Source organism: Streptomyces sp. NBC_00654 (genome assembly GCF_026341775.1).
Taxonomy (GTDB): domain Bacteria; phylum Actinomycetota; class Actinomycetes; order Streptomycetales; family Streptomycetaceae; genus Streptomyces.
This window is the reverse complement of record NZ_JAPEOB010000006.1, coordinates 16782-36370: the sequence shown is the minus strand read 5'-3', so window position 1 is coordinate 36370 and position 19589 is coordinate 16782. Positions and strand designations below refer to the sequence as shown.

General features: G+C 67.4%; 17 protein-coding genes and 3 pseudogenes. 15 read left to right on the top strand and 5 right to left on the bottom strand.

Translation table 11 applies throughout. The annotated features are described in order from the left end of the window. Positions 1-12: 12 nt before the first annotated feature. From OHA98_RS40585 to OHA98_RS40555, 7 genes and pseudogenes are all read left to right on the top strand, one after another. A pseudogene (locus OHA98_RS40585) lies at positions 13-779 on the top strand (transcriptional regulator); the annotation flags it as partial. Positions 780-794: 15 nt separating this feature from the next. Then, positions 795-1352 carry an XRE family transcriptional regulator gene (locus OHA98_RS40580; protein WP_266933304.1) on the top strand — a complete coding sequence of 186 codons (558 nt, stop codon included), beginning with the start codon at positions 795-797 and terminating at the stop codon, positions 1350-1352. Positions 1353-1585: 233 nt separating this feature from the next. Then, positions 1586-2725 carry a GDSL-type esterase/lipase family protein gene (locus OHA98_RS40575; RefSeq protein ID WP_266933380.1) on the top strand — a complete coding sequence of 380 codons (1140 nt, stop codon included), beginning with the start codon at positions 1586-1588 and terminating at the stop codon, positions 2723-2725. Positions 2726-3013: 288 nt separating this feature from the next. Further along, a protein-coding gene (locus OHA98_RS40570; RefSeq protein WP_266933303.1) for an IS3 family transposase occupies positions 3014-4224 on the top strand; the annotation gives its coding sequence in 2 pieces (ribosomal slippage) (positions 3014-3305 and positions 3305-4224; 1212 coding nt in all). A gap of 98 nt (positions 4225-4322) precedes the next feature. Beyond that, positions 4323-4604: a transposase gene (locus tag OHA98_RS40565; RefSeq protein ID WP_266933302.1), complete on the top strand. Its 282-nt coding sequence runs from the start codon at positions 4323-4325 to the stop codon at positions 4602-4604. A gap of 13 nt (positions 4605-4617) precedes the next feature. Continuing rightward, positions 4618-5109, top strand: a complete 492-nt coding sequence (locus OHA98_RS40560) for an IS3 family transposase (RefSeq protein WP_266933300.1) — start codon at positions 4618-4620, stop codon at positions 5107-5109. Positions 5110-5311: 202 nt separating this feature from the next. After that, positions 5312-6081 (top strand): IS5 family transposase gene (locus tag OHA98_RS40555; RefSeq protein WP_266933379.1). Its coding sequence is split into 2 segments (ribosomal slippage): positions 5312-5591 and positions 5591-6081, totalling 771 coding nucleotides; the frame shifts between segments, so codons are not numbered across the junction. On the opposite strand, the gene OHA98_RS40550 is transcribed toward OHA98_RS40555, so the two are convergent. Then, positions 6046-6450 carry a hypothetical protein gene (locus tag OHA98_RS40550; protein ID WP_266933299.1) on the bottom strand — a complete coding sequence of 135 codons (405 nt, stop codon included), beginning with the start codon at positions 6448-6450 and terminating at the stop codon, positions 6046-6048. The genes OHA98_RS40555 and OHA98_RS40550 overlap by 36 nt on opposite strands. 175 nt (positions 6451-6625) lie before the next feature. On the opposite strand from OHA98_RS40550, the gene OHA98_RS40545 reads away from it, so the two are divergent. From OHA98_RS40545 to OHA98_RS40535, 3 genes are all read left to right on the top strand, one after another. Continuing rightward, positions 6626-7468: an IS5 family transposase gene (locus tag OHA98_RS40545; RefSeq protein ID WP_266933378.1), complete on the top strand. Its 843-nt coding sequence runs from the start codon at positions 6626-6628 to the stop codon at positions 7466-7468. Positions 7469-8519: 1051 nt separating this feature from the next. After that, complete coding sequence (locus OHA98_RS40540) at positions 8520-9488, top strand: hypothetical protein (RefSeq protein ID WP_266933297.1); 969 nt, start codon at positions 8520-8522, stop codon at positions 9486-9488. 10 nt (positions 9489-9498) lie between these two features. Further along, complete coding sequence (locus OHA98_RS40535) at positions 9499-10770, top strand: hypothetical protein (RefSeq protein WP_266933295.1); 1272 nt, start codon at positions 9499-9501, stop codon at positions 10768-10770. 376 nt (positions 10771-11146) lie between these two features. Here the strand turns inward: OHA98_RS40535 and OHA98_RS40530 are convergent. Beyond that, positions 11147-12015, bottom strand: a pseudogene (locus tag OHA98_RS40530) (IS5 family transposase). A 330-nt stretch (positions 12016-12345) separates the two neighbouring features. On the opposite strand from OHA98_RS40530, the gene OHA98_RS40525 reads away from it, so the two are divergent. The 5 genes from OHA98_RS40525 to OHA98_RS40505 all read left to right on the top strand — a co-directional run bounded on the left by OHA98_RS40525 (position 12346) and on the right by OHA98_RS40505 (position 16610). Further along, the gene (locus OHA98_RS40525) at positions 12346-13374 is read left to right on the top strand and encodes a S66 peptidase family protein (RefSeq protein WP_266933293.1); all 1029 of its coding nucleotides are present in this window, start codon (positions 12346-12348) and stop codon (positions 13372-13374) included. 150 nt (positions 13375-13524) lie between these two features. After that, a complete protein-coding gene (locus OHA98_RS40520; RefSeq protein ID WP_266933291.1) occupies positions 13525-13890 on the top strand; it encodes a hypothetical protein in 366 nt (121 codons plus the stop codon). A gap of 190 nt (positions 13891-14080) precedes the next feature. Next, positions 14081-14569 (top strand): MarR family winged helix-turn-helix transcriptional regulator, encoded by a 489-nt coding sequence (locus OHA98_RS40515; protein WP_266933289.1) that lies wholly within the window; start codon positions 14081-14083, stop codon positions 14567-14569. Then, entirely contained in the window at positions 14566-15849 is a 1284-nt protein-coding gene (locus OHA98_RS40510) for an MFS transporter (protein WP_266933288.1), read from the top strand. The genes OHA98_RS40515 and OHA98_RS40510 overlap by 4 nt, the downstream gene beginning before the upstream one ends. A gap of 197 nt (positions 15850-16046) precedes the next feature. Next, complete coding sequence (locus OHA98_RS40505) at positions 16047-16610, top strand: hypothetical protein (RefSeq protein ID WP_266933384.1); 564 nt, start codon at positions 16047-16049, stop codon at positions 16608-16610. A gap of 99 nt (positions 16611-16709) precedes the next feature. Here the strand turns inward: OHA98_RS40505 and OHA98_RS40500 are convergent. The 3 genes and pseudogenes from OHA98_RS40500 to OHA98_RS40490 form a co-directional block, all read right to left on the bottom strand. Further along, a pseudogene (locus tag OHA98_RS40500) lies at positions 16710-16913 on the bottom strand (IS110 family transposase); the annotation flags it as partial. A gap of 2 nt (positions 16914-16915) precedes the next feature. Next, a complete protein-coding gene (locus OHA98_RS40495; protein ID WP_266933287.1) occupies positions 16916-17506 on the bottom strand; it encodes a dihydrofolate reductase family protein in 591 nt (196 codons plus the stop codon). A 178-nt stretch (positions 17507-17684) separates the two neighbouring features. Continuing rightward, on the bottom strand, positions 17685-19229 hold the full coding sequence (locus tag OHA98_RS40490; protein WP_266927959.1) for an IS1182 family transposase: 1545 nt from the start codon (positions 19227-19229) through the stop codon (positions 17685-17687). Positions 19230-19589: the final 360 nt, after the last annotated feature.

Sequence of the window (19589 nt, the reverse complement as noted above, 5' to 3'; positions counted from 1 at the left end):
CCGGATTCCAGGAAGGTCGGCAAGGAGTGGGTGAAGCTGGACGGCAGCCTGTTCACGCCGAAGGGCGAGCGGCCCGAGGGCCCGGCCTGGTACGCGACGCCCACCATCGCGTACGCGGTGGAGCTCGGCTACGAGGTGCGCCCGGCCGAGGCGTGGGTGCGGCGCGAGCACGGCCGCTACCTGGACGGCTGGTACACGCGGCTGCGCGACGCCTACCTCGCCACGATGGCCGACCTCGGCGTTGACGCCGACCTGCCGCCGGCCGACTTCCTGGCGGCGATGGACGGCTACAAGGGCCGCGACCCGGAGAGGGCGATCGTCGTGGGCGCGGTCAAGGCTACGGTGAAGGGCGGGCTGGGGAAGCTGCGCGAGCGGCTCCGCGGCGAGGGCTGGACGTCCGGGGAGCGGTGGCGGGCCTGGAGCGCCCGACATGGCGGCCCGACATCCGCGCGGCGGTCATCTCCCGCACCCGCATCAACCTCCACAGGAAGATGATCAAGCACGCGGCGTTCACCGGGCAGTACCCCATCGCGATCCTGTCCGACTGCGTCGTCTACGCCGCGAACGGGTCCTCGCCGCTGGACTTCCTGCCCTGCCGGGAGGGCAAGCCGCTGCCCGGTGGGTTCAGGCTCGGCATCAACCCCGGCCTGGTCAAGCACGAGGGCACCCAGTCCGTCCTGTGGGGCGAGGAGGTCCGGGAGCGGTTCGACGCCCCGGAGCTCAACCTCGCCCGGTCCATCAAGGACGGCACCGTCACCGACATCGACAACGGCGAGTAGGGGAGAGAGCAGGCGATGAGCATGTTCGGGGACGGCCTGGACAAGGCGGTGCAGAAGGCGTTCACCCGCCCGGCACCCAAGAACGCGGGCCCGCAGGTGCGGTACATGGTCAAGCAGCTCGGCGGCACGAAGGCGGTCGCCGAACTGCTCGGCTTGTCCCAGCGGCAGGTGGAGCGGTACGTGGCGGGCACGGCCAAGAGGCCGCGCGCCGACCTCGCCGCCCGCCTGGAGCGCGAGGTGACCAAGCGGTGGCAGCCGCAGATCCGGGCCAAGGCCCGCGAGAAGGCGGCGACGACCGGCGGCATCGTCATCGACGCCCGTGCCCGCATGGGCTACACCGCCCCGATCGGGTCGACGGACCAGGACCGCATCCGGCACCTGACCATCGCCCTGCCCCCGGTCTACGCCGCACGCCTCTTCGACGCCCAGGCGGCCGGCGGCAGCGACACCGAACTCCAGGAGATCGCGGCCGAAGCCCTCAAGGAGGTCTACTTCCAGGACGGCGGCCGCCGCGCCGGAAGCCTGGAAGAGGTGCGCTTCACCGACGTGGAACACCTGGAGTTCGATCTGTAGATCACCCAGCAGTAAGGGCCCGAACCGCCTCATAGGTTCGGGCCCTTACTGCTGCTCCTGGCTTTGCCGAGCCGGTGGGACAGGAGATGTGCGACTGAGCGTTTCAGCTGGCCAGTGAGCGTTGTGCTTGGCCAGTTGAGCGTGTCGGCTTGTGTGCCAGGGTGGCGGTAGAGAACTCGCGGGTGCGTACTCACATCCGGACCTGAGAACGTTGGGGAGTCGTGACGGTGGCAATGCGGGCATTTCCGCTGGTGGGCGGGCCGGTGGAGTTACGAGGTGCGCTGGACTTGGAGCGGACGCGGGCGGGGGTGATGCCTCGCCGGTTGCCCGCGTGGACCAAGGAGCAGTACCAGGACCCGTCGGTCTACGGAGTGACGGTGATGCCTTCAGGGGTACGGCTGGTGTTCCGTACCGATGCGCGTGAGCTTGAGTTCGAGGTACTCACCTCCACAGGACAGCTCGACACCGACCCCCGACCTCGCCCGACCGGGATGCTGGAACTGCTGGTGGACGGTGCCCCTGCCGGGCGCCGACAAGCACCGATGGGCAATGTGGTGCGGATGGCGGGCCCCGGGACCGCGCAGCGACTGGTCCCAGGGGAGCCGGGGACCGTGCGGTTCGCCGGGCTGCCGATGGGCATGAAGAACGTCGAGCTGTGGCTGCCCCAGCAGACCCCCACGGAACTGGTGGCACTGCGTGCTGATGGCGAGGTGCTGGCACCGTTGCCGGACGGTCGGCGCCGCTGGGTGCACCACGGCAGTTCCATCAGCCACTGCCTCGAAGCCGACGGCCCGACCGGTACCTGGCCGGTGGTGGCGGCTTCGCTCGGGGGAGTGGAGGTGATCAACCTCAGCCAGGCTGGCAACGCCATGCTGGACCCCTATGTCGCCCGGACGATCCGCGACATGCCCGCCGACCTGATCAGCCTCAAGGTGGGCGTCAACATCGTGGGCCTGGCCACATTCCGGCTGCGGACGTTCGGCCCGGCGGTGCACGGATTCCTGGACACGATCCGGGACGGCCACCCGGACACCCCGCTGCTGCTGATGTCCCCGGTGAGCTGTCCGGCACTCGACACGACCCCCGGCCCGACCGCGATGGGTCCTGACGGGAAGATCACAGCCCTGGGCGACCCGGCCGATGTGGCCCGCGGGGCGTTGTCGCTGACGGTGGTCCGTGACGAACTGGCCCGAATCGTGGCGGACCGGCGAGCACGCGATCCCCACCTGCACTATCTCGACGGACGCGAACTGCTCGGCCCGCACGAGGTGGATGACCTTGCCGACGGCCTGCACCCCACCGCCGCCGCCTACCGCCGGATGGGTAAACGCTTCGCCGCGCACGCCTTCGCCGACGACGGGCCGTTTCGCTGAGTAACCGGGGCTCCGCACCTGCATCAAGTGGGTGAGCCGGGACAAGATAGTCGGAACCAACGTGGTGTGGTGACCTGGAGGGTTTGACCTTGCGGGACACGTTTGTTGGAACCATCGGGTCACGCTTCCTGCAACCTGCGGTGGATTGCCATTCATGTTGGCACCAGTTCCGAGCAATCCCGGGATCGCGGCGTCCGTGACCGCTCTCCTGCGGATCTCGGGCCCTGACCCCGGAGTTTGGACACCGGAGAGACTTGGATCTTGATGGTCCAGGAGAACGGAGTCCCTGTGGGGATGAAGCACTATCCCACCGAGTTCAAGGCGGACGCGGTGGCGCTCTACCGGTCGCGTCCGGGAGCGACGATCAAGTCGGTTGCCACCGATCTCGGGGTGAACACCGAGACGCTGCGGAACTGGATCCGGGCCGCCGACGGACGCCGTGCCGGTGCCCACTCCGCGCCTGCGGCTGCGCCGCAGCCTGGCGGCGAGCTGGTTCAGGCGGAGCTGGCCGCCGCGCGCAAGAGGATCCGCGAGCTGGAGGAAGAACGCGACATCCTCCGCAAGGCGGCCCGGTATTTCGCGACGGAGACGCGCTGGTGACCCGCTGCCAGTTCGTTGAAGATCATCAGCGCCGGTTCGGCGTCAAGCGGCTCTGTGACATTCTCGGGATCTCCCGCTCGAGCTTCTACTACTGGCGCCGGACCGCCCCTGCCAGGGTGGCCCGGCAGGCCGCTGACGCCCAGCTCGCCGCCCGGATACGCAAGGTCCACGAGGACTCCGACGGCACCTACGGCGCCCCGAGAATCACCGCTGAGCTCCGCGACGACGGCGGCCAGGTGGTCAACCACAAGCGGGTTGCGAGGATCATGCGGACGATCGGGCTCGAGGGCGTCCGGCTGCGGCGCCGGCAGCGCACCACCGTCGCGGACCCGGCCGCGCCGAAGGCGCCGGACCTGATCGGGCGTGACTTCACCGCCACGGCCCCGAACACGAAGTACGTCGGCGACATCACCTACCTGAGGATCGGTGGCGGGAAGTTCTGCTATCTCGCGACCGTCATCGACCTCTGCTCGAGACGCCTGGCGGGGTGGGCAGTCGCCGATCACATGCGGACCGAACTCGTTACCGACGCCCTGGCCGCCGCCGAGCGGACCCGCGGGAGCCTGGCCGGGGCGGTGATGCACACCGACCACGGCTCGCAATACACGAGCCGAGAATTCGCCGAAGCCTGCAGGTCAGCAGGGGTCCGTCAGAGCATGAGCGCGGTCGGGTCCAGCGCGGACAACGCACTGGCGGAGTCGTTCAACGCGACCTTCAAAAGAGAGACGCTGAAGGGGCAAAGGGGCTGGCCAAGCGAGCGTGAGGCCCGGCTCGACGCCTTCCGATGGCTGACCCGATACAACACCCGACGCCGGCATTCCCGCCTCGGACAACGCTCCCCGATCGCCTACGAGACCACCTTCCACCCACTATCAACTACCCTGACCCGAGCCGCATAGATGTGTTCAAGCTCCGGGGTCAAGGCCCGATGAAGCTTCCCCTTGATCGTGGACACCTGGAGACTGGGATCTTGAGGTTCCAGAGGAAGTAGCACCAGGTGGGAAGCAAATACACGAAGCGGTACACCGAGGAGTTCAAGCGGGACGCGATCGCGCTCGTCGACTCCTCGGGCAAGACGGTCACCGCCGTCGCCCGGGAGCTGGGCATCAGCTCCGAGTCCCTGCGCGGCTGGTACCGCCGGGCCAAAGCCGACCGGGGTGAGGGCGCCCCGGGCGAGCTGACCAGCGCCGAACGCGACGAACTTCGCCGGCTGCGCAAGGAGAACCGCGAGCAGCAGCAGACGATCGAGATCCTGAACAAGCGACGGCCTTCTTCGTGAAGGAGAGCGACCGGTGACCGCGTTGTACCGGTTGATCCACGCGGAGAAGGCGAACTGTCCGGTCACGATGCTGTGCCGGGTGCTGCACGTGACCCGCTCCTCCTACTACGCCTGGCGCGAGGGCGAGGCCGCCAGCCAGGCCCGCCAGGCGGCCGACGACGCGCTCGCGCACGAGATCACCGTGCTGCATATCGCTTCCCGCAAGACGTACGGCGTCCCGCGCATCCACGCCGAGCTGCGGCGTCTGGGGCGGCGAGTGAACCGCAAGCGCATCGCCCGCGTCATGCGTGAGCGCGACATCCGCGGCGTCACCCGCCGTAAGCGGCGCTCGCTGACCCAGCCGGATGCGAAGGCGAAGCCGGCCCCGGACCTGGTCGGCCGCGACTTCCATGCCGAGCACCCCGGCACCAAGCTGGTCGGCGACATCACCTACCTCCCGACGGCCGAGGGTTGGCTCTACCTCGCCTGCTGGCTGGACCTGGCCACGCGCGAGGTCGTCGGCTAGGACTTGTCCGGGCGATCAAGGTGCTGGCGGTTGAGGCATGGCGGGATTGCGGACGGGGCCTCGGTTTGAGAACTCCTAACGAAATGATCTTCAAGGTGGTTGGATCACTCCAAGGCCGTTGATTTAGGGGTGCGCAGTGGCTCGGCGGAAGCCGTGGGATGTCGATGACGAGCTGTGGGCGGTGATCGAGCCGCTGCTGCCGATGGTTGAGCGTCGGTACCGGCATCCGGGGCGGAAGCGGCATCCGGACCGGCAGGTGTTTCAGGGCATCTTGTTCGTGCTGCACACCGGGATCGCCTGGGAACACCTGCCGCAGGAGCTCGGCTTCGGTTCGGGCATGACGTGCTGGCGCCGCCTGGCCGAGTGGACCGAGGCCGGCGTGTGGCCCCGGCTCCATGAAGCACTCTTGGCCAAACTCCGGAGCGCGGACGCCCTGGACTTCTCGCGGGCGGCCGTCGACGGCTCCCACATCCGGGCGTTAAAGGGGGCTCCAAGACGGGACGAAGCCCTGTTGACCGGGGCAAGACGGGCAGCAAGCACCATCTGATCACGGACGCCACTGGCATCCCGCTCGCCGTCACCCTGACCGGCGGCAACCGCAACGACGTCACCCAGCTCATCCCACTGCTCCAGGCAGTGCCGCACGTACGGGGCAAGCGCGGCAGACCTCGACACCGCCCCGACGTCGTGCTCGGTGACCGCGGATACGACCACGACAAATACCGTCGCCTCGTCCGCGCGCTCGGTGTGAAGCCACTGATCGCAAGACGCGGCATCGAGCACGGCTCCGGACTCGGAACCCAACGCTGGGTCGTAGAGCGCGCCTTCGCCCACCTGCACTGGTTCCGCCGCCTGCGGATCCGCTGGGAGATCCGCGACGACATCCACGAAGCCTTCCTCACTCTCGGGTGCGCACTCATCTGCTGGCGACGCCTGTCACAGGCGGCCCGGGCCCTCACCCTCCCGCAGTAGCCATTCCCGCACCGAAGGAGCACGGTCAAGGAGCCGCCTGACCTGCATGCCCTCTTCGCGTGAGGTCACTTTCGGCAGCGGGGCGAAGTCGTCGGGGATCACATCCAGCAGGCTCAGCACACGGTCTCCCGTACGCAGAGTGATCAGCAGTTCCCACCGCACGTGACGTGGTACGTCCGGGCGGTGGGACAAGGTGTGCCACAGGGCCGGCCATAGATAGTGGGTGCCGTCAGGCGCCGCATTCGCGCGCACCCACGCCGGGTCCAACCGTTGACTCAGACCGAGGTCACACGCCCGCTCCTCCAGCCTGAACAGCGAGGCCGAATCGACAGCCTTCAGCTCGCGAGGCAACGGCTGTTCGAAGTCCATCGCCCCATGCTGCCCGACGGCATCCCACGACGAGGAGCCGACCCCAAAGTGTCATTCCGTTAGGAGTTCTAAGTCCGATCTTCCTCGGTTCGTGATCGCTCCTTCGTGGTACTGATCGCGGTACGGATCAGGATCTCGGCATGTCCATGCCGAGATGCAGGCCATGGAGTGAGAGCTGTATCCGAGCGATTTAGCGGACGAGCAGTGGGCGTTGATCGAGCCGATGATCACGGCCTGGAAGCAGGAACGGGTGGCACGGTCGGCGACCGGTGACCCCGGGGCCTGCGACCTGAGGGAAGTCGTGAACGCGATCTTCTATCAGAACCGGACGGGCTGCCAGTGGCGCTATCTGCCCCACGACTTGCCTGCCTGGTCGGCGGTTTTCTACTACTTCACGCTGTGGCGCGAGGGCGGGCTCGACCAGCGGATCCAGGAACTCCTGCGCTGCCAAGTACGGGAGAGAGCCCGGCGATTAGAGGACCCGTCCCTCGTGATCATCGACGCCCAGTCCGTCCGCGCGGCCGCGGGTGTCCCGAAGACCACGACGGGACTGGACGCCAACAAGAAGGTGTCGGGCCGCAAGCGGGGACTGGCCGTGGACGTTCTGGGGCTGGTCATCGGCGTCGTCGTGCTGGCCGCATCCGCCCACGACAACGCCGCCGGCACCGCCCTGCTCGACCAGGCCGCCGAGAGGTGCGGGATGCGCCTGAAGAAGGCCCTCGTGGACCAAGGCTTCAAGGACCAGGTCATCATCCGCGGCGCCCTGGCCGGCATCGACGTCGAGGTCGTCCGCCGCAACCCCGAAGACCAGGGCAAAGGCTTCGTTCCACAGCCGAAAAGGTGGATCGTGGAGCGGGTCAACGGCACGTTGATGTTGCACCGCCGCCTGGCCCGCGAGTACGACCACCGGCCAGATACCTCCACCTCGCGCGTCTACTGGGCCTCCATCGCGAACATGACCCGCCGCCTCACCACACCCGCCCTGGCCCGGCGCGACACTCTCGGGCTTGCCGCGTGAACATCCTGGCAGACCTCCAAGCCCAGCACGACGAGACCACCGCCCGGGCCGGTGAACTACGCAACCAAATTGCCCACTTGACCGCCGCCTTGGCCGAAACCGAAGCGCGACTCGCGGACCTGGCCACCACCCAGAAGGTCATCGCCGAACTCGCACCGGCCGGGACCGAGCCCGAACCGCCCGAGACGCAGACCGCCTACCAGACCATCGTGAACGTCTTCAACCAGCACCCCGACCAGGAGTTCCGAGCCAGCGAGCTGCACGAACTCCTCGGCATGCCCACCCACGAGGAATCAGTCAACGTCACCCGCGCTCGTCTCGGACGCCTCACCCGCCAAGGCTTCCCCACTACAACCCGGACGAGGCCGCTACCAGAAACGGACTTAACGTCCACTCAGTCGTCCCGATCCCGAGCTTGGACGCGACCGCCTTCATCGGGGCCCACTCCGTGTCGTAGTCGGGCCGCACCTCGGCGACCATGCGGACCGCACGCTTGCGCAGCTCAGGGGGTAAGGGGAGGGGCGTGCCATGACTCAATCCTCTCAGAGAATCGAGCCTCCATTCGACCCGGAACGGTTCACATGGCCGGGGGCGAGTTTGATGGAGAGACAGGATGTACGACAGATGCTCCCGCATATCCAATGTGCGTCTGCGTATCGCCGTCTGCAACTCGAGGTGTGCGGTGCACAGTTGATTGGTCAACCGAGCCCGCTATTTCAGCGCCCAGTTGCGCGGGCGCGCCAAGAGTGATGCCCTGGAGAAGGCGAGAAGGCCCTGAGTGTTCTACCTCTTACGGCACTTACCCGCCTGAAATGAGATTCCGCGAGATGTCTGACGCGGTACCAAGGCTTGCAAATATCGGCGCGCCACGACCCTTGTTGTGGCTGCGCCCTAAGACATCGATGAAGTGCATTCCCGCGGCAAGTCGGCACCTACGCATGCTGTGTCGAGACTTCTCGGGAGAAGGAGCTTCGTCATTCGAAGCAATGAGCCTGCTCGCTATCGCCTTGAAGCGAACAGAGGCTGATGGGAAAACGATCGGAGGATGGTCATGAGCGTCGTCAAGGGTGACTCGAATCAGCCGGGAGAGGCCGGGGTAACTGGTACGAGCGGACAGTGGAACGGCGTGTATGGCGAAGCCCAGGCAGCTGGCCAAGCGGGCATAGCCGGTGTCAACGAGAACGGCGGGAACGGTGTTTACGGCCGGGGCTCCACCGGGGTGCACGGACACGGCACGGGCGAAGGCGGTTCTGGCGTCGCCGGTGCGAGTGATGCATGGAACGGCGTTTTCGGAGTTACGCAGACAGCCGGGCACGCCGGTGTGGCTGGCGTCAACGAGAACGGCGGGAACGGACTGTACGGCCGGGGCTTCACCGGGGTCGCCGGACACGGCACGGGCGAAGGCGGTTCTGGCGTCGTGGGGACGAGTGATACGTGGAACGGCGTATTTGGAGTGACCCAAACATCCGGACATTCCGGTGTGGCCGGTGTAAGTGACCACGGCGGGAACGGAATCTATGGCCGGGGCCGTAACGGGGTGTTCGGCGTAAGCAATATGGAAGGAGGGAAAGCGGCGTTCTTTCAGGGCGACGTGGTGGTTACCGGGGATCTCGAGCTCCCGGGGGCCGATTACGCCGAAGCGCTGACCGTTGCGGAACCGGCGGTCACCGCTGGGATGGTCGTGGTGCTTGACGATGCGGGGCGGATCCGGCCTTGCACCGAAGAATACGACCCGCGCGTCGCCGGCATCGTCTCCGGTGCAGGCGGAGTGCGACCGGCACTGGTGCTCGACCGGCACGACGGAGGCGCCCCTGTCGCCCTTATGGGCAAGCTGTGGGCGCTGGCCGACGCATCGGAAGCGCCAATCCGCTGTGGGGATCTGCTCACCACGTCATCGACCCCCGGACACGCCCGCAAGATCGCTGAGCGGGAGCGCGGCTTTGGTGCTGTCGTTGGGAAAGCTCTGACAGACCTGGCGTCAGGGCACGGAATGATCCGTGTTCTGGTAACCGCGAGTTGAGGTGATCGGCGTGTCACGCATACGCATGGCAGTGGAGATTCAGAACGAGTCGTCCGTGCCTCTGGTATGGGACCGGGATCAGATGGACTCCGGCGACTGGACCGATCCGTGGTACCCGTCCCGAGCGGCCACCATCGCCCCCGGCGCTACCGCGGAGTGGCGGGCCGAGGGGGGTCTCTTCGGCGTATCGACGACAGGCACAGAGGGCCGCGTCTGGTACAGCATCGATGGTGATCCAGGGCGGCAGTTGTACGTGCACTTCAACAGTCCGCTCGTGGAGTCCCAGTACGGCAATACGTTCCACGTCTGGGCACCGCCGGGTTTCGAGGCTGCGTACAGCGGCGGCCAGGGCCACCATGCCCGGCTCCGTATTCGTCTACGGGAGACCTCGCGTCGCCAGGTTCGCGGGTTCACTCCGTCGGTCAATGGATTTCAGTTCTCGAACTCGTGGAGTCCGGAACTTCCTGCGATGGCTGTCGGCTTCCTCTGGAATCGGCTCCTCGACGAGCTTGGCGGGGAGGCCGCCGGGGCCCTGGGTATCGCCCGGGTCGACGACGGGTGGCTGCCCATCACCCAGGCCAGCGCGGGAATGTGCGGCGGAATGGCCCTCGCGGCAATGGACTACTTCGCCGCCGGCAAGCTCCCACCCGCCGAGACAACCTCGCCAACCTCCACCGCGGATCCACTCTTCCAATTCATCCGCGACCGGCTGCTCGACAGCTTCGACATCGGGGGTTCCGGGCACCGGTGGCTGGGCTACTCTTCGCCGCACTACCCCAACGGGGATGAAGGGTTCATTCAGGTGGCAGGGCTGGCGAGAGGCCGCGCTTGGGTGACCTGCCGGGATGAGTGGCCGCGTATCCGGGACGACATTGACGGCGGTCGACTGTCACCCCTCGGACTGATTCAGACCGACTCGTTGGACATCGGTCAGAACCACCAAGTGCTCGCTTACGCGTACCAGCAGAGCGGTCAGGTCGTCCAGCTGTGGGTGTACGACAACAACTACCCTGGAAAGGACGATCTGTACCTCCAGTTCGACATCACGGATACCACACGTGGCGTCGGCATCACCCGCTTCGGCTCCTATCGACCTAGCGAACCGCGGATCTTCTGCATCTTCCGATCCAACGGCTACAACCCACACACCCCACCGGGTGGGCGCCAGTTGTCGGTACGTCAAGCGATGGAGCGTGTCACCGGGCGCAGGTTCGGCCGCCTGCCTGACGACGTCGGGCTCCCTCGACCGGCTTCGCTCCGCCGCTGGCTGAGCAGCGTCTGACCCGGCCGGGCCGCGGTTCCCTCCAGGCGCCACCCTCCTGCGGCATCGGTGCGGCACGGCTTGCACGATCTGTCCCCGGCGTTCGCGGCCCGAGCGAGCGGCGCCCACAGTTCGCCGTAGACGGCCCCGGCGAGGGTCGGCCGGTGCTCCGTGCGAAGGGTTCTTCGCCAGCGTCGCCTGGCAGGGCTGCAGCGCGCATGGCAGGCGGCGATGAGCCGGGCGGCAAGTTCGGTGTCGAGTTCCCGGCCGGGCGCGTACGGGAGTTCATCGAGGGCCGCCATGTCCGGCAGCAGGGTGTGCGCGAAGCGATAGCGTCGGGTAGCGGGGACGCATTGCTGCGTCCCCGCCCCCTCAGAGGTCGTTTTCGTCCGATGTTTCATCCCGAGATGACATCTTCTGCGGCCGCCTTCGGGTCGCGCCAGGAGATGGTGTTCTCGCTGGTGAGGCGGCGGGCCATGAGATCGGTCATGGCAATGTGGATCACGGCTTCGGAGCGGGTGGGCAGGGTTTCGTAGTCGCGGGCCAGGCGGCGGTGGAGCATGAGCCGGCCGTAGGTCCGCTCGACCGCCCACCGCTTCGGGATCGGGGTGAATCCCCTGCTCCCGGGCTTGCGTGCGGTGATCTCCATGTCGATACCGAGCGTGGCGGCATGCTCGACGAGGTGCTGGCGGTATCCGCCGTCGACCCATATCTTGCGGATGCCTGGATGGTCGGCGGCGACCTGGTCGGGCAGTGCGGTGCTGGCAACGGAGTCCTGCACGCCGGCCGCGGTCACCAGCACGGCGAGGAGAAGGCCGAGCGTGTCGGTGACGATGCTCCGCTTCCTTCCGACGATCTTCTTGGCAGCGTCGATTCCCTGGCCGGTGGCGGGAACGCTGGTGGAGGTCTTGACGCTCTGGGCGTCGATCACGCAGGCCGCCGGTTCGGCGTCCCGGCCTTCCCTCTCTCGTAGGAGCTGCCGGAGCAGGCCGTTGAGCTGGGCGAACACGCCCTCGTCGGCCCATTGGTGAAGTAGCCGCAGACGGTGTTCCAGTGCGGGAAGCCGTGTGGAAGGTACCGCCACTGGACCCCGGTGCGGTCCACGCACAAGATCGCGTCCATGATGTCGCGCAGGTCGTGCTCGGGCGGCTGGCCGAAAGCCAGGGCCCTGCCACGGCGCTCGAAGCGCCACGCGGCCAGGACCGACCCGATCAACTCCCATCGGGCATCGAACAGATCACTCGGATACGGACGTCGCTTCGGCATGCCTCCGGCGTACCGCGCCGGACCGAATGCGCCCAGGCGCACAACGATGACGACAGAAGCACACACCCGCGAGGACCGGACATCCTGGGATGAGACAGAAGTACGCAGCCTCCCGCCCCATCCACAACCCCACCCGCCCCGCAGGCATCGAGCACCTCCACCAACTCTCCTGCACCGTAACCGAACACTCCGATAACCAACCGATAAGCGGGCAATTTAGGTGAAAACGACCTCTCGGTCGGTTTTTCCGAACTCTGCCCGCCAAATCTGCTCTTCGTGGCATGCAAAGTCGATATCGCACTGCTCTGGTGTCGTGTCAGACTTCCGCGCATGTCAGTTCGATATCCGCGCCCCCTGCGTCCTGGTAACCGCATCGGCATCACCTCTCCTTCGAGCGGGGTTCCGAAAGAGCTGCGCAGACGCCTTGACGTGGCGATTCACGATGTAGACGCCCGGGGATACGAGGTAGTTGTTGGCCGCTGCATGGACGGTGCCGGCCATGTCAGCGCCCCTGCGGCCGATCGCGCGAGAGAGCTGATGTCGATGCTGACGGATCCCGACATCAGAGCCGTGGTGCCGCCGTGGGGTGGGGAGACGGCGATCGACCTGCTGCCGCTGCTGGACTGGGCCCGGCTGCGTGATGCCGAGCCGACTTGGCTTGTCGGGTTCTCCGACATGTCGACCATTATCACGCCGCTCACCATTCTCACCGGGATTGCGACAGTGCACGGCAACAATCTCATGGACACGCCTTACCGGGCGCCGGAAGGACTGTTGTCATGGCTCGATATTGCCGCTGCCCCGCAGGGGCATCGGTACACGCAGACCCCGCCGAACCGCTACCGGGCCACGGGCTGGGACGACTACCGTGCTCACCCGGAGGTGCGCGAGTACACGCTTGATACGCCCGGCGGGTGGACCCGGCTGGACGGCGAGGGGGATGTGGAAGTCGAGGGGCGTCTGATCGGGGGCTGTATCGAGATGCTGTGCAACCTCACGGGAACGGCCTACCTCGATGTCTCAGCCTTTGCACGGGCCGAGTCTCCGGAAGGTCTCCTCGTGTACGTCGAGGCAGGAGGCGACGACGCCTTCGCCATCTGCAGGAACTTGCATGGGATGAGGCTGGCCGGCTTCTTCGACATGGCGAACGCGGTCCTTGTCGGCCGGACGTCGGCACCCGGCGCCGACTCGCTCACCCAGCACCAAGCCGTGCTCGACGCACTCGGCCCCTTGAACGTTCCGATCATCGCTGATGTTGAATGCGGCCACGTCCCGCCGTACCTACCCATCGTCAACGGAGCACGCGGCCGGGTCGTACACACCTCAACGCGCAGCGAATTGATCCAGACACTGGACTGATGCCTCATGTCAGCCCGTAGATGACTTCGATGCTGACTGCATGGGTTTCCTCGGCGCCTCTGGTTGTTCTGTTCTGGGGAGCCGGGGTGTTCGTCTGTTCTTTAGGCTCCTCTGAGTTGTCGGTTACGACCATGTTGGGGGGAGAGACTCATGGATATTCTGGAGCACTGGAGCGTCGACTTCTACGACTTCACCGTCCCACATCAACTCGGTGACGATCCTGATGTCCTGAGGTTCGGGTGTCTGCACGAGAGGGCTGCTCGCAACGGCGCACGGCATGGCACTCCCGTGATCCTCTCGCCGACTGGCCGGCCGGACCACCGGGTCAACCTCTTCTTCAGGGAGGGGAAGATGGCGGCCTCCGAGCCAGGGACCTGTAGGCGGTATGCGTACACGTTGATCGTGTGGTTCGACTTCCTGGACGCCATCGGCCGCTCGTGGGACGACGCGACGGTGCGGGACGTTGAGGCGTTCAAGGACCGACTTGAAGGAGAAGCTCGCAGCTGTCACAAATGAGCTCACCAAGGAGCGAGCCCGCACCGCGACGCTCCGGCGGATCATCGCGGAGCGCGACCTGGAGCTACAGCAAGCCCGAGAAGAAGGCGAGCAGGCCGGCAACGTCAGTCGCCTGCCTGCCCCACGCAGGCGAGCGTCCCGCCGGTGAGTGCTCCTTAGTTATTTATTGGAGCGCTGTTATATTAGCGCTGTGACATCTTCGGACCCCACAGCGGTACCCGACCCCTGGCACTCCCTGCACGAGCTGCTGGCAGCCATGGACGCCGAGATCGAGCAGGTCTACGTCGAGCGCGGAATCGAGGGGGTGCGGCCTCGGTTCGCTTATCCGCTGATCCGGCTCGCCCACACCGGACCGCTGACCATTCGCGAGCTGGCGAAGTCCCTGGGCCGCTCGCACTCCGCGATTAGCCAGACCGTCGCCGCTATGCGTAAGGAGGGCCTGGTCACCTCCGAGCCGGGGCCTGACGCTCGCACCCGGCGGATTGACCTGACCGAGCGCGGACGGTCACTGGTGCCGTTCCTCGAGGCGGAGTGGCGCGCTACTCACGAGACAGTCGCCGAGCTGGACAGCGAGATCCCGTACGCGATGACCACCGTCGTCGAGGAAGTGCGGCGGGCGCTGGGCCACCGGTCGATGCGCCAGCGGATCCTTGATCACCTCGTCGAGCCGCCGCGATGAGCGGGCGTGGCAGCGTCCGCTTCCTCGACACCCGCCCACTGCGCGGCAGCCGACCGTTTCGTGACCTGTGGATCGGTACCTGCACCTCTCAACTCGGCGGCCAGATAGCCACCGTGGCGGTGCTGGCCCAGGTCTGGGACCTGACCGGCAGCCCGGTGGGCACCGGTGCCATCGGGCTCGCCACCGGCCTGCCGATGGTGCTGTTCGGGCTGCTCGGCGGGACATTGGCCGACACCTTCGACCGTCGCACGGTGGTGCGGTCTACCGCCGTGGGCAGTCTGCTGGCCGCCGCAGGGCTGTGCGCCCAGGCCCTGTCGGGCAACCGCAGCGTGGTCCTCTTGCTCGCCCTGGTCGCCGTGGGGACGAGCTGCAGCGCTCTCGGCGCTCCCGCGCGGCGCACGTTCCCCGTCCGGCTGTTGCCGAGCGACCAGGTCGCGGCCGGCCTCGCGCTGATGAACGTCTCCTTCCAGGCGGCGATGCTTGCCGGACCCGCGCTGGCCGGGCTGATCATCGCCCGCTGGGATATAGCTGCCGCATACGCCGCCCAGGCCGTGACCATGACCATCGCGGCACTCTCGCTGATCCGCCTGCCCGCCATGCCACCTGATGGCGCCGCAGCGGCCGGGGGCAAGCGCCGTCCGGAGCGTGGCAGTTGGCGGATCCTGCGCCGCCCGACGCTGTGGGGCTCGATGGCCACCGACCTGTCCGCGACGCTCCTCGCCATGCCCATCGCGCTCTTCCCGCTGGTGAACGACATCCGCTTCGGCGGAAACCCGCAAACCCTCGGCCTGTTCCTCACGGCCGTCGCAGTCGGGGGAATCACGGCGGGACTACTCTCCGGCACGGTCACACGGTGGAGCCGTGGCGGCCTGGTCCAGCTGTCAGCAGCCGCCGTCTGGGGCCTGGCGCTGGCCTGTTTCGGCCTGGCGGGGCCGTTGTGGCTGGCGCTCGCGTGCCTGGCCGTTGCGGGCGCTGCCGACACCGTGTCCGTCATCACCCGAGGCGCCCTGGTCCAGTTGGAGACACCAGACGCGTACCGGGGACGGATCTCTTCGGTAGAACACGTCATCGGAGTCGCGGGCCCCGAACTCGGCAACTTTCGCGGCGGCCTATTGGCCTCGGCCACCTCAGCATCCTTCTCGTTCGTCTTCGGCGGACTGTCTGCCATCCTGGCGATCGCCGCCGTGGCCGCGACCAACGGCCCCCTGCGCGCCTACCGCACACCGGCTCCTACCGAGAAGCCGACTGCCCCTGAGGTCGCCAAAGCAGCAGCTGGATAGGAGGCTGATGGCGCGCATGGCAAGAGGGCGTCAGCAGCGCAGGCTCTGACGACCCCTTGCTCACGCCTTTCCTCGACAGCGCGACCCTGATCTATTGGTCCTTGGTCGTCATCGCCTCCCGACAGACTCAATTCCGACAGGCGACTTGCCTAATGAACACCCGGGGTGGCCGAAGCCCGCCGGCACCTCTGGAAACCTTGCGCGGGCACGAGTTCCCACGCGGCCTGGACGACTACATCGCTGGCCGCGCCCTGGCCGACCACACCCGCCAGACCACCGCTTCCCAGCCAGGCCGACCGACTCCGGCTGTCGACCAGGTCTTCTACACCGCCGACTTCACCGAACCGGGCAGATGGCGGATCGCCAGTACTGACGGCAAGCCGCCCCGGGAGTCGTCGCGGTACGAGCGGGCCCGGGTCGCCAGCCTCGCCGTCCAGAACGCGATCCGCGCCGCCCGCCCCGCGCCCGCCGGCGCACAAGACGACGCCCCGGCCGCGACGACGTCGGCTGCCGCGCACACCGACGACCATCATCACGACCAGACGTCAGATCCACCGCACGCGGTCGATCACCCAGGCCGGGACGTCACGCTCACCCCGGCGCAGCGGGCCGCCGCCGTCCAGGCACACCAGCAGGCAGCGATGCCCGAGGAGTACCTGGAGGGCCGGACGACCGACCCGGCGACGTGGCTGCGCACACCGGAGAACCTGGACCGGCTCGCCGCCTTCACCCGCGTGGCCAACGCCCGCCGCGCCATGTAGGGCCAAGAGGCCCCGGCCGAGCCGGCTGGCCCGGCCGACCAGCGAGGCCAGGAGCACGAGCATCCCGGCCAAGACCAAGACCAAGACCAAGACCAAGACAGCCTCCAGAGCTGTCTCGGAGAGCCGGTCGGCGCGCAGGACCTTGTGGTTGCGCAGCCAGGCTTCGAGCCGCTTCTTGCCTGTCCGGCGGAGGGAGGCCGGGGTCTGGTATCCGGTCAGCAGTATGAGTGGGCCGGTGTTGGTCAGGTCCAGTGCCCGCTCCAGGCCGGGGAAGATATTGGTGAGCTGGGCTCGGAGCCGAGACCTCAACCTTCAGCACGGCGCCGGTAGGTGTTGATCAATACGCCGGACGGTGTCGGCTGCGTGGCGGTAAGGGTCAGGCGGCGAGGGCTCTCGCCATCAGCGAAGAGCTGCTTCCCCCTACCCAGGATGAGAGGAAAGACCAGCAGCCGGTACTCGTCGACGAGGTCGTACTCGATCAGGGTTCCGAGCAGCCCTCCGCTGCCCAGAACCACCGTCTCGCTCTCGGATGCGGCCTTGAGACCGCTGACCTCTTCCGCCAGATCAGCGCCGAGAAGGATGGAGTTCGCCCAACGCAGATCCCTGACCGAGTTGGAAGCCACGTATTTGGGCACCGCGTTCATCGCGGCCACCGCGGGGTCGTTCATGTCGGCGTGCGGCCATGTGGCGGCGAAGATCTCGTACGTTCTGCGGCCCAGGAGCAGGGCTCCGGCACCAGCCGTGGCCTCGCTCATGAATCGCTCCACCGCCTCGTCGACATAGGGCAGCACCCAGCCGCCTTGATCGAACCCACCATCCCGGTCCTCGTCGGCCGAGAGGACCGACTGCATAACGCCGTCCAACGAGACGAAGTTGACCACGGCCAGCTGTCCCACGTGCTGCTCCCATCTGTGTGCTTGCATCATCGAGGTTGACTCCACACAGGAACAGGACTCATCGGTCGCGGCGGCATCCTCATCTTGGGCAAGTTGATCCCGAAGAAACAGTCCCTAGAAGACTGATGAAGATCTTGTTGAGGGGCTGTCCGGCCGGAGGCCGGGCAGCCCCTCGTGGTCATGTGCCGGCTGGGGCGAGGTGCCAGGTGCCGTTCGTGTGGGTGAGTCCGAGGTTGATCAGTCGGCGGAGGTTGAGAGCGGCTGCTCGGGTGTGGAGCCAGGTGTCGTTCTTGATGGTGCCGATGTAGCGGAGTCTGCGGTTGCCTCGGCGGACGATCCAGGCGACAGCCCGTTCGACCGGTGGTCGCCAGCGACGGTAGGCGGCTTGCCAATGGGGGTCGGTGGCGGCCTGGTGGCGGGCGGCCGCCTGCTGGTCGTGGTGGGGGCGGAGGGTCAGGATCCTGCCCGCTTTGGCTCTGGTGCACTTCTCACGCAGGGGGCAGCCGGTGCACAGGTCTTTGAAAGCCGCTTTGCGCTGGTGGTGCTGCCCGCCCGGGTCCGACAGAGGGACGGTGTGTCCTTGGGGACAGGTCACGGTGGCCGCGGCGGTGTCGATGGCGAAGTCGTCGAGAGTGAAACCGCCGGGAACGGCCGCCCGCAGCGGGGCGGGTTTGAGGAACAGCCGGTGTCCGGTCTGCTCCAGCACCTGGCGGGCGTCACCGGTGGAGTAGGCGGTGTCGCCGAAGGCGTGAACCGGCTCGTCCTCCTCGGCGAGCAGGTCCAGGCCGACGGCGGCTTCGTGGTGCTCCGGCCCGGTTCCGGGAGTGAGGGCGACGGCGGTGAACAGGCCGGTCTCGGGCTCGACGGCGAGGTGGGCCTTGTATCCGTCCTGCTTGTGGGAGCGGGTCTTGTGGACGTGCCGGGCTTCGGGATCGACGGTGGAGACCATGCGGCCAGGGGCGGTGCCCTGGGTGATGCGCCAGCGCCCGTCGCGGCCGTCGGAGTCCTCGGCCGGTTCGACATCCTGCCCGGCGACCAGGGCCAGGATGCCCACCGCGTTCGCGGCCTTCTCGCCGAGCTGCTGCTCGGGCAGGTGCCCCAGCAGCCGCAGTGCATCCGTGACCAGGGCGTCGACCAGCGCGGCGCGGGCCCGGGCGTCGTTCCAGGCGATGCGGGGCTTGCCCGGGTCGGTGTAGTCGTGCGCGGTGCACTGCACGGCCGCGGCCGGGCCAGCTCCCGGGACTTCCCGGATGACCGCCCGGACAGCGGCGATGATCTGGGTGACGGTGTCCTGGGTGGCGACCGCGTCGTCCAGGACGGTGGAGTCCAGTGCCCGGCGGCGCCTGCCCCTCAGGACGCCGGTGGCCTTGACGACCTCGCGGACCGCTTCGAAGACCCGGTTCGGGCGCGTGGAGCGGGCCAGCCGTCGACGGAAGTAGGCCAGCAGGGACGGGTCGAAGGCCATGTCGTGCAGACCGAGCCCGCAGGCGGCTTTCCACCGCAGGTCACAGCGTAATTCCTGGACCGTCTCGAAGTCCGACAGGCCGTGCAAGGCCTGCACCGTGATCGCGGCGGCCAGGATCTGCGGCGGCATCGAGGGCCGCCCGTTCGCCGACGGATACATGTCGGCGAACATCTCCGCGGGAAACAGCCGGCCACGGTGCTCGGCCAGGAACGCGAACACACTCCCAGCCGGAATCAACTCCCGGCACGTCACCCACACATCGGGCCCGACCGTCTCCCCGACCCACTCCCCTTGAACCACAACAACGAGTCTGGCCCCGCCGCTGACGCGGCGGGGCCAGAACCCAACATCTTCATCAGTCTTCTAGTCCCGGAGGAGTTCGGCGCAGCTGCACGATTCCGGGTTGCTGAGGGTCGGGTACATGCAGTCCTCGTGGTGGTCCTGGCCGTCGTACACGATCTCGATCACGCGGGTCCGCTGGTGGGTGAAGGTGCGGTACTCCCGTACACCGCCCCGGTTCCCGAAGGCGGCGGATCCGGGCGGAGGACACCAGAGTTGAGGCTGGTGTGACCAGGGGGGGTGGTGCCGGTTGGATTCCCTGGCGGCCGGGGCAGGTGG